The sequence below is a fragment of the Phaeobacter sp. CAU 1743 genome (genome assembly GCF_039839315.1).
Classification (GTDB): domain Bacteria; phylum Pseudomonadota; class Alphaproteobacteria; order Rhodobacterales; family Rhodobacteraceae; genus Phycobacter; species Phycobacter gallaeciensis_A.
Map to the genome: position 1 here is coordinate 1 of NZ_JBDOQR010000097.1, position 12,640 is coordinate 12,640.

Consider the following 12,640-nt stretch of genomic DNA (forward strand, 5'->3'; position numbering starts at 1 on the left):
ACCCGACAAAATCGGAGCCACGATTATTGAATTAAGTGCTAAAGTCCAGTCTCCATCATCAATTTAAGTGCCAATTCTCATATTTAAGTGCAAAGCTAAGCTATTGAAATCAGGGAGAGCGCATTATCAGCTTTAAGTGCTAAGTGACATTTGTCGAGCAGGCGCAATGCTTCGGCCGCAGGCAGGGCAGTGATCGCGCAAGCGGCATCCATGCCGAAAGCAGGAAACGCGCGTCGCCAGGCTCCAGCCGCGCCGGAAGAACGGTGCGCGATCCTCTTTTAGGCATGCCGGGCAATATTGCAGGCGATTGACCCGAGCGGTCGATGTGCGGGCATCTCCTGATCCTGTGATCTGCCGCAATCGCAACCGGGCCAGTGGGTCGCGGTGCAAAGCCAGGCCATCAATGTCCTCGGCGGGCAATCCGGTTCGCTCGACCAGGAGATCAAGGACTCGCCCGGGAAGGTCTCGGTCAAGCTTTGCAGACCAATCTCCACCTGCGACATCCAGAACCCGCCCAAAATATTGAGGTGGAATTCCATTGGCCATGGCCAGCCTGTGCAGCCAGCTCGACAGCAGCTCTCCGGGTGCCGGTGGAACGACGACGGGCCAGCCTTGCCCCACCTCATTGCCGTAGTCGCGCGCAGGTGTGACTGTGATCTCGGACGCAGACTGGGTCACATCATTTCGCGGCGCAAAGGCGCATTTCGGCGTTTCGACAGGGGCGTGTAACCGAGAGAGGTGATGGTCGCTTCAGAAATGTGTTCCTCGCCGGTCCTTATCGCCGTGATAGCTGCGTTGCTCACGATATCGACGACCTCTCCGATCAAGCCCTCTGACAATTCATGGATGATCTCAGCCAGTGGCGGTCGCGACAGGTTCGAGGCGCGGGCGAGAGGCATGCTGGTCTCAAGACTATCGAGGAGCGTCGCGAAATCCTCGTCATACGCCCATCTGGAAATAGGGATCGTATCGAACCGCGATCCCATTTCCTCGGTGTCGTGCACTGCATCGTAGACCGCGACCTCGCCGACCAATACGGGCGAGATGTCGTGGACACGTGCGATACGACGCATAAACGAGAAGATCGCTTTCACATCCTGGCGCCGCCCGCGCAAGGCGCTGTGGAACTCATCGAAGATGAGCACGCGGGGTTTCAGGCTGTCCAGCAAGTGATCCACCTGCTCGCCCGCGCGCGACAGGCTTCGCCAGCCAGATGCCTGAGGTGCGCGCAACCCGGCAAGAATGCTGGCATAGAAGTGAGACAGTCCGGCACCTTCTCGGGTCTGGATCACCCAGATCCTTTGACGTTCTGACTGACGCAAATGTTCAATCGCGAAGCGTTCGGCGATCATTGTCTTGCCATTGTGATAGGGGCCCGTCAGCAAGAGCCCTCTGGGGCGCAATGTTACAGGCCGATCAAGCAGCAGACGCATGGCGTTATGGGCGCGACTTGCAACCGGATGGCTGATCCAACGGGCCGTCCGGATATGGTCGATGCGGCACGCGTCACCGGCATCGAGAAGTGATGCGGCGGAGTCCAGGAGGTGATCAGTCATTTCACCAATCCTCAACCGGAAAGACGCGGCGCGGGCGCTCAGGGTCAGGCGTTTCGCTGATTGGCGTCGGGGAAGAAGTGAGGCTCTGGTAGGGTTTCGGCGCATGAGCCGCATGCCTGGCCCGTGCGATTTCCTTCAGCCTTTGCTTCTTCGATGCCGAGGCATCCACCGTCGCCGCGATTTCACGGCGGATCGCGGTCTTCTCCTCAATCGGGCGCCGGCCGGTTTCGCGCGCTCGGTTTCTCTCGGCCCTGTGCTGCCAGAAGGTGACCGCCTCAAGCAGTCCATCCCGCCGCCCCACAGGGCGCCAAGCTCCTGTATCGGGATCCTTGATGTAGATGTGGCTCATGTCCCGAGGATCATAACGAACATCGAGAGCATCCGATCGATCACGGCGGGCGACTAATGGGCCCAACCATGGATCGAAATAGTCGTTGGCAAACAGGCTGACACCTTGAGGTGAAATCCTGCGTGTCTTGTTCGGGAGAAAGCTGAGCAGAACGTCGAAAGGGTTGTCTTCTGGGCCATCCGGCTGACGGCATTTTCGTTCCCATTCCTTGGTCGGGACCGTCAGCTTGCGTTCATTCTGGCTAAGATTGTGATCGATAATCGCCAGCGCGATACAGCGTTCGAGGTCTGCAAAGTTGAGCCTCGCACGGTCTTCGGACAGGTACTCACCCCGATCCGCGATGGAACGCCCGGTCTTGCCAGGCAGGGAGCGCAGCACCGTATTCACTTTGCCGAGAAGCCGCTCGACAACCCCGCCACGATGGACGGTCCCCTTGTTCCGGCTTTGAATTACAATGCCGTACTCGGCACAACCCCGGATGAAACTGGTGCTTCTGAATTCCCTGGCAGAATCCACGACGACCTTCTTCGGGCGACCAAACATCGGCCAGGAATGATTGATGTCGCGCGCTGCCAGCCAGTCCTCCTTGCGGCACATCGCCTGCGCAAGACAGAGGGCGACCGACAGGCGTGAGGGCTGCTCAAGGGTCAGGCAGAAGCCAATAATCGCGCTTGTTGCAACATCGGCTGCGATAGTGAGATAGGGGCGTCCGACATAGATGCCCTGACCATCGATGACTTCTACAAACTGGATGTCGGCAGGGGTATGATCGATCTGGACGACGTCGAGAGCGTGTTTGGCCCGGATATAGCCCGGGCGCGGTTTCAGACGCCGCAGGCTTTTCCCTCCTGAATGTCGCCGTCGGGCAATCTCCTCGGGCGTGAACAGTCGCGGGATACGCTTGGATACGGTGACATAGGCAGGCGGATCATGACCCTCGCTGACACAACGGGCACGGATTTCATCGACGACCGGCGCAAGGTCCGGTTGCTCGGGTCGAAGCCACATCTCCCGAAGGGTTGCCGAAATGATCTCCTCAACGGCCGGGCTGATCCTTGCGCGCCTCGCCCCACCTGTTCTTGGCAGCAACGAAGAAACCCGGCGCTCGGTGCGGTATCGGCACAGGTGGTTGTAGACTTGGCGCGTCGAGAGACGCAATTCGGATGCTGCCCGAGCAACTGCGGTGCGCATAGGCTCTTGCCCGTCCAAAATTCGATCCAGTTCTCGCCCGATACGCGTTGCCTTCGCCCAAGCCTCGTCAGACGCTTCGTTTTCGCGCAGCATCACGAACCCGCCGCTCCACGGTTTCTGAACTCCATTTTCTGCCCCAGTCTCTCGCTTGTTGAAACGCGAGTTAAAAATTGAAATCGAAACGTAAAATATCGCGTCGGATTACGCTTCATCCTACTGAAATCCTGTAAGAACTTTTTGATGAAACGGCAAAGCAATTGCGACATCAAGATGACGACCTCTGGTTCATGCCTGCCAGTTTTAGTGGGGAAGCTGACGACCTCGCGCCTCCGCTCCCCCGGGCAGATCACTCCAGGCTCATTGATGTTGACGCATGGCGTGAGGCGGAGGCCAGTCTTGCCGTATCATTGGCTAAGGTCGCGGCGAAGCTTGGGGCCCTCGACGAAAGATTGCGCCGGGCCCCAGAGGGCTGGCGGCACCGGCTCGCGCTGATCGAAGCATCTGGCGTGAGCTGGCTCGGGACCGAACGGATCTCGGCGGAGCGCCTGTCACTTTGGCGGGCCGTGCGGCTCAGTGGCGTCCAGGAAGACAACCAGGCACTCGCGCGGGCCGATTGGGCCTGCCGCCGACTGACGGCCGGGCCAATGCCCGACGTGACGTCGGCTGAGAGTGTCATGGACTTCCTGGGTCGCCAGGAACCCGCTGAGGTGGATCATATTCTTCATCCTTCCGGTGAGCCGATCAGCGACCAGTTGGCCGCATGGTGCGAAGAAATGAACCGGGCCGGGGACCTGCATCCGATCAGTCGTGCCGCATTTGGGCAATACCTGTGGGGGCCAACCGGCCTGCTGGCTCATGTGCCAGGCGCAGAGATGGAGGCAGCAGTACTTTCTGCGAGGATCGCCACCGACGGGTTGACGGGCGGGGCGGTGTTCCTGCCGCTGGCGGGTGGCGGGCTGTCTGGGCTCCGTCGCGTCGGAAATCCGGCGGAGCGGCTTCGGCGGTTTTTGAAGGGGGCAGAGGCGGCGATACTGGCTACGCTGCGACATCTCGATCAGCTTGAGGCGTGGCAAGGCAGGGCGTCGCACGCGCTGAAAGGCCGATCGGGACGCACGCCGAAGCGAATGGTTGAAGTTCTCTCCGAATGGCCGCTGGTTTCCGCGCCGATGGCAGAAGAAATAACCGGGGCCAGCCGGGCGGCCCTTCAACGCAATCTCAATGATATGGCTCAGATGGGACTCATCCGCGAAATCACCGGGCAGGGCCGATACAGAGTGTGGTGCGCACTTGTATAAAAAGGTGTTCCCTGGAACGAACCCCGGGCCTGACTGCCAAATCCGAAGGCCTAACCGGCCGCCTTCGCGAGCCCCCGGCGTATTTCTGGAATGACGTTTGCGCCGAGAATCTCGATGGCCTCCAGCATGGATCGGTGATCGATAACGCCCACCCCGAATTGCAGCAGGATCCGATCAAAACGCAAAACCTCATGGGCGGCGAGAATCTTTTCGGCCAATTGCGAGGGGCCACCGGCAAAATAGCCGCCATTGGGACCGGAAAACTTCTCGAACATCTCGCGGCTCTGCATGGGCATGCCGCGTTCGCGGCCGAGTTTGCCCATCTTCGCCGAATGCGCTGGATAGTAGATGTCCAGCGCGGATTTCATGCTGTTATGCACAAAACCATGGGCTGTCAGCGATGTCATCAGGCGCAGTGCCCTATGGCCCGCCTCATGCCCGGCCTGGTGATAAAGCTGGAACATCGGCGCGACACGCTTCCATTCGCCGCCCAGAATCAATGCCATCGCCATCGGCAGTCCCATGGTGCCGGCCCGCATGGCCGATTGCGGCGTGCCGCCAACCCCCAGCCAGATCGGCAGTTGCAGCTGAACCGGCCGCGGATAAACACCGAGCCCATCGAGAGGCTGGGTGTGGGCGCTCCCCGGCCAGTTTGCGTGCTCGGCCTTGTTGATCTCCAACAGCATGTGCAGCTTTTCGATGAACAGATCATCGTAGTCGTACATGTCATAGCCAAAGAGTGGGAAGGATTCAGAGAACGCCCCCCGCCCGGCGATGATTTCGGCGCGACCATCGCTCAGACCATCCAGCGTGGCGAATTGCTGAAACACCCGCACCGGGTCATCGGAACTGAGCACCGAGACCGTGCTGGTAAAGCGGATGCGCTTTGTCTGTGTCGCCGCGGCGGCGAGGGCAACCGCGATAGAGGAGACGGCGTAATCGTCCCGGTGATGTTCGCCGAGTCCGTAGACATCAACCCCGACCTGATCGGCCAGAGTGATCTCTTCGACGATGTTGCGCAGGCGTTCGGGCGCGCCAACGACCTGCCCGGTAACCGGGTTGGGACCTATATCGCCAAAGGTAAAAAGCCCGATTTCCATTGCGGTTCGCTCGATTGTTCCAGGGTCCGGCTCAGCTTATCGCAATAATGAGCTTGCCGGTTACACGGCCCTCAGCGCTGAGTTCATGGGCTGGGCCGACCTGATCCAGGGAGAAGGTTCTTTCGATGCGTAGATCCAACGCGCCCTCGGAGTAGAGCCGCGCTGCCTCCTGTAGCGCCTGTTCCGGCTGTGCCTGCGGGGTGGGCGAGAATTGGGCACCATATTCGGGGGCGGAGAAATCGACGATTGAGATAACCCGCGACGCCTCGCCGGTGATTTGGATCAGTTCGGGAATGTTGCCCGCGCCGACCAGGTCGAGGGTCGCGTCGATCCCTTCTGGCGCAAGGGTCTTCAACCGGTCGGCGAGCCCGGGTTCGTAGGTGGTCGGCGTTGCTCCGAGACCGCTCAGATAGTCATGCTTGGCTGCGCTGGCTGTGCCGATGACGGTGATCCCGCGCGCCTTAGCGACCTGGACCGCGACCGAACCGACGCCGCCAGCCGCGCCGGAAATCAGGATCGTCTCGCCCGCCTTGGCTCCGACATAGTCGAGGCTGCGAATGGCGGTCTCCGAAGCGACTGTCATCCCTCCAGCCACGTCAAAGGGCATCGCATCAGGTTTGGCCGTCCAGTAGTTCAGCACTGCATAGTCCGCGAATGTGCCGATACCTGCACCAAAAACGGCATCGCCCACGGCCACGCCGCTCACGCCTTCACCAACCTCATCGACCATTCCGGAGGCTTCGAACCCCACGCCAGCGGGAAACTCAACGGGCATGAAATCCTTGAAATACCCGGCCCGGATCTTCCACTCCGCCGGATTTACCCCGGCTGCGCGGACCGCAATCCGCACCTGGCCGGGCCCGGCATGGGGTTCGTCAACTTCGACCAGTTCAAGGACTTCAGGTCCGCCGAACTCATTGAATTTGATTGCTTTCATTGCCGTCTTCCTTAATTTACTCGCGAGCGGGACTATCAATTTCTATGTGGTTTGCCAGGTCGGCATTTTGTCAACTTTGATCCGTAGGCCTTTCACCCGGGGTAGACTTTCAGCGCGACCAGGGTCTCCAACATCTGGCTCTTGTCGTAGGAAACGAAATCGACGCCGGTCACTGCCGGATCGGCAGCGATTGCGGCGGAAACCAGCCCAACTTCCCCATTCGCAACCCAGTTCGGATCAACGTGTTCGCGTGCACGTGTAACCACTGGGCCAAGGACCTGCGACGCGACGCGAAGCCGGTCACCAAGTTCAGCGGTCAGCACCTTGCGCATCATTAAAAGCGCCGCCTGCTGCATGTTGATAATCGACGCGCCGGGCACCGGCATCTGGGCGCTTCCCCCGAGGATCAACTGGTAGGTTCCAGATTGCGGCAGATGGGGAACCCAAGCGCGAACCGTCGCGACATGGGCGCTACTTACGCTGACAAAGAAGCTCTGCCAGTCTTCGTCCGAGATTTCCCACAGGGGGTTTTTCTGCCACCATCCGCCGATCGAAGCAACGATATCCGTAACCGGGCCGAATTCGCTAATGACGCGCTTGGCCATCTCCTCAGCGTCTTCGAAGCTGGCGGAGTCGCCGGATACAAAATCCACCCTTCCCGGACCTTCGAGATCCGAAAGGATTCCTCGCAGCTCATCGATCTTGCGATCGGTTCTGGACGGAACGACGACATGTGCACCAGATTTCACCCATGCGCGAATAATCCCCTCGCCAACATCTCCGGTTCCTCCGGCAATGACCACACGGCGGTGACCTAAATCTGGATAACGGGCTTTTGCCAAATCAATAATCTCAGCCAAATTGAGCGCTCCTGTTGTTTGTAGCAGTCAGGCAAGGCCCGATGCTTGTTCGAGTTATTCGTTCAAAGTGCCTTCTCAGTGGCGCGGACCGTTTCGGCCCAGGGGGTTGTCGGGCGCCCGATCAACTTTTGAAGCGTGTGGCTTTCATCCATCAGCGCACCCTTGGCTGCATTGGCGTCGCTGTCGGCAAGCAGCGCGGCAATCGGGGCGGGCAGGCCGGCGCCTTCCAAAGCGCCAGCAAATTCCGCCTCGCTCATGTTGACATAGGCGACGGGCTTTCCGGCCGCCGCAGAGATCACCTCGACAAACTCGGCCATCGTGTAGCTTTCGTCCCCGGCCAACTCGTAGATCGCCCCGGACTGAATGGTATCGGCGGCCAAAACGGCAACGTCGCCTTCTGCATAGTCCTGACGGGTCGCGCTAGAGAACAGCCCGTCGCCAGCCGCGCCGAGATAGGCCCCATGTTCGAGCGCGGGCGGGATCGAAGCCGTCTGGTTCTCGGTATACCAGCCATGGCGCAGGAAGGCGTGAGGCAGGCCGGAGGCCCTGATCGCCGCTTCGGTTTCGCGATGGTCGGCGGCAAGTCTGATGCTGTTCGTCTCGGCCCTGAGAACCGAGGTATAGGCAAGAAAGCCAACACCGGCCGCCACAGCGGCATCAACCGCATTCTTGTGTTGCTCGGCACGTCTGCCCATTTCGGAAGCAGAGATCAGGAGCAGCCGGTCGATGCCCTGAAAGGCCTGCTCGAGCGATGCGCGGTCGTCGTAGTCGCCGATGCGCACTTCAACGCCGTGCCCTTCCAGAGCGGCAGCCGCGTCGGGTCTACGCACAAGGGCCACGACGTTCTTGGCCGGAACCTTGCCGACCAGTTCGGCAACGACAAGCGCGCCGAGTTGGCCCGATGCACCTGTGACGAGGTATTTTGCCGTCTGATCCGCCATGAACATGTCCTTTACTTTGATTCTGGTATACATATGAGGTATGGTCTCTTTCAGTTACCTACTATTGCTCAGCATTGGAAGAAGGCAGTTGCAAATGACCAGGGAACACCAAAGTAACCCTGCTGATGTGCTCGGTGACCTCATCAAGCATTTCGAGACCAGTCCGGAAGGCGGCATTGATACGGCAAGTTGTCCGGTCCGCGATGTGCTGGACCGTATCGGAGACAAATGGTCGGTTCTGATCCTGACGCTGCTCGCTCGTGAGCCAAAGAGGTTCAGCGCATTGAACAGGGTTGTCGGTGACATCTCCAAGAGGATGCTGACCCAGACGCTGCGCTCGCTGCAGCGCGATGGGCTGGTTGAGCGGACCGTCTACCCGACGACACCGCCGATGGTCGATTATCGTCTGACGGATCTTGGCCGGTCCGCGCTCGAACCTCTGGCCGGGCTGATTGTCTGGGCCGACCGAAGCCATGACCAGATCCGCCAGGCGCGTGAGGCGTTTGACCATAAGGGAGAGGATATGCCCCTGGTTTCCTAGGGTCCGGGCCCCTGCCTTCAATGACCTGTCAGGTTTGTCACGGTCGACACGCCGGATGAGCCAGTCCTCGGGTCAACACATATGTCGATCGGCCCAAACGAATGGGCAGCCTTGGAAAGGTTCCTTTCATGCGCAGTTTCTATCTCACAGCCCTCGTCCTGGGCCTGCTGACTGCGGTCGGCCCGCTGGCGATCAACATGTATCTGCCCGCGCTTCCAGTCATCGAGGATGTCTTTGACACCGACACGGTGACCGTTCAGCTAAGCCTTCTTTCGTTCTTTGTCTCCATGTCACTGGCTCAGCTCATCTATGGCCCGCTTTCGGACATGTTCGGCCGCAGGCTGCCGCTATTCATCGGTCTGACACTCTATCTGCTGGGGGCGGTCGGTTCCGCGCTGGCCCCGGACATTCAATGGCTGATCGCCGCGCGTGCGCTTCAGGGGCTGGGCGCAGCAGCGGGAATGGTGATCGCGCGTGCCGTCATTCGAGATCTCTATACCGGCCCTCAGGCCGCGCAGCTCATGGCCACGCTAATGCTGGTGGTCAGTATTGCGCCGGTCCTCGCTCCGCTGGCGGGAAGCGCTGCGCTCGCCGCAGGTGGTTGGCGCACGATCTTCTGGTCGATGGCGGCGGCGGCCATCGCGGCGCTTGTGCTTCTGACCACCGCGCTCAAGGAAACCCGCCCCCCCGAACAGCGCGGCGACAGCAGCCTTGCACGCTCGCTCCGGGACTACGCAAGCCTTCTGCGCGAACCGAGGTTTCTCGGCATCGTCTTTGTTGGTGCATTCGGGTTGGCCAGCTTCATGGCCTATGTGGCGAACTCGTCCTTCATCCTGATCGAGTACTATGGACTGAGCCCGACGCAATACAGCCTCGCCTTTTCGATCAACGCCGCAGGGTTTATCGGCGTCGCCCAACTCAACGGGTATCTGAGCCGACGCTTCGGGCTAGGGCCGATGATCCGGTTTGCGACGGCGGCGAATGTGGCTGTCATGCTGCTGCTGCTGATCACGGAACTGGTCGGGATCGCAACGCTGCCGGTGATGATTGTTCTGCTTCTATGCGGCTATGCGTTTCTGGGTCTCGTCGTGCCGGGCACGGCGGTGCTCGCTCTGGAAGATCATGGAGAAAAAGCCGGAACGGCGTCAGCGCTGATGGGTGCACTGCAATTCATGACGGCGACGGTCATGATCGGGATTGCGGGCGCATTCTTTGACGGCACGCCCATTCCGATGATCGTGGCCATCGCAGCCTGTTCCGTGATCGCTTTTGCTCTGGCGATGCTTTCTGTACCTCGAAAGGAGGCGCAGATCCCCGCTGAATAGGGTGTCGGCGCCGGTCAGGCTGCGCCTGCGGCCACCTTCCCGATCCGGTAGGTGCAACGGCGGCCACCTCTCACAATATGCTCGACCCTCTCGATGGCGGTACCAGGGCCCAGAACCTGCTCAAAAACCGCCTGTTCGGACCGGCAGAAACCTTGACAGAAACGCGCGGCAGCGCAGATCGGGCAGTGGTTTTCGACAAATAGGAACGTCCCGTCACCGGCATCCTCGAAACTCGCCATATAGCCTTCGTCAGAGCGCAGTTCAGCCAGTCTGGCGACGCGCTCCTTCAGGCTGCCGCATCCCACCATCGCGGCTTCGTATTGTGCCCGTGTCCTAGTCTCTCTGGCCGAGATAACCCGATCCAGGGCCTCCGCACCCAACTCATCCTGAATGCTGCTCAGGATTTCAACGGTTAGCCCGGCGTGGGTATTCGGAAACCGTGCCTGCCCCTTTTCGGACAGGTGCCAGTAGGTCGATGGACGGCCTCGGCTCGCACTGCGCCGCTCTTCGCGGACCAGCCCGTCATTCGAGAGCTTCATGAGCTGCTGGCGCGCGCCCTCACCGGTGATCCCAAGCCGTTCGCCGATCTGCGACGAGGTCAACGCGCCCTGCATCTTCAGGGTCATCAGGATGCGATCCGACGGCGCACGTGGTGCATCCGGGTATTTTTCCAAGTGATCGCTTGACATATTGGCCGGATTGTTTTTCAAAGTCTTCACTTGTTTAATTACCCGCTCACGTACCATGACGCAAGCCGGACCCGATAAGGAGAGACATGATGGCCTTTGAATTGCCCGCCCTAACCTACGACCACGCAGCCCTTGCCGCGCGGGGGATGAGCCAGGAAACGTTGGAATTGCATCACGACAAGCACCATCAGGCCTACGTAACCGCGCTCAACGGCTTTGTGGACGCGAACGCCGACCTGCAAGGCAAGACACTGGAAGAAATCATCGCGCTCACCTATGGCGATGCCGATCGTGCGCCCGTGTTCAACAATGCGGGCCAACACTGGAACCACATTCATTTCTGGAACGCACTTTCGCCTGCGGGTGGCGGCATCCCGGGTAAACTCGAAGGCAAGATTGTCGATGCCTTCGGTTCGGTCGAGCAATTCAAGGCCGATTTCAAGACCGCAGCCAACGGTCAGTTCGGCTCCGGCTGGGCGTGGCTGATCCAGAAATCTGATGGCACATTGGCCGTCACCAAAACACCGAACGGCGTGAACCCGCTGGCTACAGGAGAGGGCACGACGCTGCTGGGCCTCGATGTCTGGGAACACAGCTACTACGTCGACTTCCGCAACCGGCGGCCCGACTATGTGACCAACTTCCTCGACAACCTGGCGAATTACGAATTTGCCGAAGCCAACCTCGCCTGAACGCGAGTCGGTCTCGGCGTCGGGGCCCAGTTTGAAACAGGCTTTCTGCGTTCCGAGTCGGCTCGACAATTCGATGCGTATCGGCCATTTCTTGATCTCAAACTCAAGAGAAGACCAAGTGAATACTCTTCTCGGATCTCACGTCAGACTTATGTAGGGCCTCCTTCAGTTGCCTTCCTCAAAAAAAGGCCTGGGGACAGCCGGCTCAAGCGAAGGAGAGTCACCAATTAGTGACCTAGCGACGGCGCATGGCAGAACGTTTGGAGGTGGGTGACACCGGGTGTAGCGCGGCTTATAGCATGAAATCGTCCAAGCAGTTTGGGCGATTATTCTCAAACAAGGAGGACGGGAACTGGATTTGCCAATTTCGCGACGCGCACCGAAACTCGTGATTTTTGACTGTGACGGTGTGCTCGTAGACTCCGAGCCGACCTTCAATCGCGTGCTGCACGCTTATTTGCTTTCGACTGGCGCAAGCTTGTCACTCGTTGAATGCCACGGCTTGTTCGTCGGCAAGAGCAGACATGATGTCGAACGTTATGTGAGCGAAAGGGGATTGCGCCTTCCTGCGAAATGGCCACACGACTTCTACGACAGAGTTCTCGAAGCCCTCGGAAAAGAGGTCGAGCCGATCCCGGGCGCCCGTGAGGCGGTGACGTTGATTTCGTCGGCTGGCATTCCGCTCTGCGTAGCCTCAAATGGGCTTCTGGCAAAGATGCGTGTCACACTGGAACGGTCGGGGCTGCTTCCCTGGTTCGAAGGAAATATGTTTTCGGCTTATGATGTCGGCGCCAGCAAACCCGCGCCCGATGTGTTTTTGCATGCGGCCGAAATGAATGGCGTTGCGCCAGAGGATTGCGTGGTAGTCGAAGATAGCATGAGCGGATTCGAGGCGGCCTCCAACGCTGCGATGACCTGTTTTGCCTACCTCCCGAAGACAGCTTTGAATCCAGAGAACGTCTTCGGTGCGCGACGGCTAACCGATATGGCTGACCTGCCGAAACTGTTGGGGCTTTGAGTGGTCAATCCATAGACGGCAAGGTCGTGTCGCGAATGCTGTGGAAATTCCCTGGCGGCGCGCTCCGGGCATGTGAAGGGTCGGTGTTTTAGGCTGCGAGGTCAAGGGGCATGGGTTCGAGGGGCTGAGAGAGGGTTTCCCAGCCG

12 protein-coding genes are annotated in these 12,640 nt (G+C 59.6%); 5 read left to right on the forward strand and 7 right to left on the reverse strand.

The window, feature by feature from the left end; genetic code table 11:
* Positions 1–674 precede the first annotated feature (674 nt).
* Together AAFO90_RS22555 and AAFO90_RS22560 are read right to left on the reverse strand one after the other, a co-directional pair.
* Entirely contained in the window at positions 675–1,556 is an 882-nt protein-coding gene (locus AAFO90_RS22555) for a TniB family NTP-binding protein (protein WP_107818340.1), read from the reverse strand.
* Position 1,557: 1 nt separating this feature from the next.
* Positions 1,558–3,189: a transposase family protein gene (locus tag AAFO90_RS22560; RefSeq protein ID WP_347510870.1), complete on the reverse strand. Its 1,632-nt coding sequence runs from the start codon at positions 3,187–3,189 to the stop codon at positions 1,558–1,560.
* A 194-nt stretch (positions 3,190–3,383) separates the two neighbouring features.
* Between AAFO90_RS22560 and AAFO90_RS22565 the strand changes: the two genes are divergently transcribed.
* Complete coding sequence (locus tag AAFO90_RS22565) at positions 3,384–4,391, forward strand: helix-turn-helix domain-containing protein (protein ID WP_347510867.1); 1,008 nt, start codon at positions 3,384–3,386, stop codon at positions 4,389–4,391.
* Positions 4,392–4,441: 50 nt separating this feature from the next.
* Here AAFO90_RS22565 and AAFO90_RS22570 read toward each other — a convergent pair whose 3' ends face one another.
* From AAFO90_RS22570 to AAFO90_RS22585, 4 genes are all read right to left on the reverse strand, one after another.
* Complete coding sequence (locus tag AAFO90_RS22570) at positions 4,442–5,491, reverse strand: LLM class flavin-dependent oxidoreductase (RefSeq protein WP_188678894.1); 1,050 nt, start codon at positions 5,489–5,491, stop codon at positions 4,442–4,444.
* A 31-nt stretch (positions 5,492–5,522) separates the two neighbouring features.
* The gene (locus AAFO90_RS22575) at positions 5,523–6,428 is read right to left on the reverse strand and encodes an NADP-dependent oxidoreductase (RefSeq protein ID WP_188678893.1); all 906 of its coding nucleotides are present in this window, start codon (positions 6,426–6,428) and stop codon (positions 5,523–5,525) included.
* Between the two features lie 92 nt (positions 6,429–6,520).
* The gene (locus tag AAFO90_RS22580) at positions 6,521–7,288 is read right to left on the reverse strand and encodes an SDR family oxidoreductase (RefSeq protein WP_188678891.1); all 768 of its coding nucleotides are present in this window, start codon (positions 7,286–7,288) and stop codon (positions 6,521–6,523) included.
* Positions 7,289–7,350: 62 nt separating this feature from the next.
* Entirely contained in the window at positions 7,351–8,229 is an 879-nt protein-coding gene (locus AAFO90_RS22585) for an SDR family oxidoreductase (RefSeq protein ID WP_347510868.1), read from the reverse strand.
* A gap of 94 nt (positions 8,230–8,323) precedes the next feature.
* Between AAFO90_RS22585 and AAFO90_RS22590 the strand changes: the two genes are divergently transcribed.
* A complete protein-coding gene (locus AAFO90_RS22590; protein ID WP_076626044.1) occupies positions 8,324–8,770 on the forward strand; it encodes a helix-turn-helix domain-containing protein in 447 nt (148 codons plus the stop codon).
* Positions 8,771–8,898: 128 nt separating this feature from the next.
* Positions 8,899–10,095 (forward strand): multidrug effflux MFS transporter, encoded by a 1,197-nt coding sequence (locus AAFO90_RS22595; RefSeq protein WP_076626045.1) that lies wholly within the window; start codon positions 8,899–8,901, stop codon positions 10,093–10,095.
* A gap of 14 nt (positions 10,096–10,109) precedes the next feature.
* On the opposite strand, the gene AAFO90_RS22600 is transcribed toward AAFO90_RS22595, so the two are convergent.
* Positions 10,110–10,805 (reverse strand): metalloregulator ArsR/SmtB family transcription factor, encoded by a 696-nt coding sequence (locus AAFO90_RS22600; RefSeq protein ID WP_347510869.1) that lies wholly within the window; start codon positions 10,803–10,805, stop codon positions 10,110–10,112.
* A gap of 68 nt (positions 10,806–10,873) precedes the next feature.
* On the opposite strand from AAFO90_RS22600, the gene AAFO90_RS22605 reads away from it, so the two are divergent.
* Both AAFO90_RS22605 and AAFO90_RS22610 read left to right on the forward strand, forming a co-directional pair.
* Positions 10,874–11,476 carry a superoxide dismutase gene (locus AAFO90_RS22605; protein WP_188678904.1) on the forward strand — a complete coding sequence of 201 codons (603 nt, stop codon included), beginning with the start codon at positions 10,874–10,876 and terminating at the stop codon, positions 11,474–11,476.
* A 358-nt stretch (positions 11,477–11,834) separates the two neighbouring features.
* Entirely contained in the window at positions 11,835–12,494 is a 660-nt protein-coding gene (locus AAFO90_RS22610; RefSeq protein WP_188678887.1) for an HAD family hydrolase, read from the forward strand.
* Positions 12,495–12,640 lie beyond the last annotated feature (146 nt).

What these genes read in the sequence shown, in the direction of transcription:
- AAFO90_RS22575 (WP_188678893.1), bottom strand. Translation starts at nt 6,428, where the DNA reads ATGAAAGCAATCAAATTCAATGAGTTCGGCGGACCTGAAGTCCTTGAA.
- AAFO90_RS22595 (WP_076626045.1), top strand. Translation starts at nt 8,899, where the DNA reads ATGCGCAGTTTCTATCTCACAGCCCTCGTCCTGGGCCTGCTGACTGCG.
- AAFO90_RS22585 (WP_347510868.1), bottom strand. Translation starts at nt 8,229, where the DNA reads ATGGCGGATCAGACGGCAAAATACCTCGTCACAGGTGCATCGGGCCAA.
- AAFO90_RS22565 (WP_347510867.1), top strand. Translation starts at nt 3,384, where the DNA reads ATGCCTGCCAGTTTTAGTGGGGAAGCTGACGACCTCGCGCCTCCGCTC.
- AAFO90_RS22570 (WP_188678894.1), bottom strand. Translation starts at nt 5,491, where the DNA reads ATGGAAATCGGGCTTTTTACCTTTGGCGATATAGGTCCCAACCCGGTT.
- AAFO90_RS22590 (WP_076626044.1), top strand. Translation starts at nt 8,324, where the DNA reads ATGACCAGGGAACACCAAAGTAACCCTGCTGATGTGCTCGGTGACCTC.
- AAFO90_RS22555 (WP_107818340.1), bottom strand. Translation starts at nt 1,556, where the DNA reads ATGACTGATCACCTCCTGGACTCCGCCGCATCACTTCTCGATGCCGGT.
- AAFO90_RS22560 (WP_347510870.1), bottom strand. Translation starts at nt 3,189, where the DNA reads ATGCTGCGCGAAAACGAAGCGTCTGACGAGGCTTGGGCGAAGGCAACG.
- AAFO90_RS22605 (WP_188678904.1), top strand. Translation starts at nt 10,874, where the DNA reads ATGGCCTTTGAATTGCCCGCCCTAACCTACGACCACGCAGCCCTTGCC.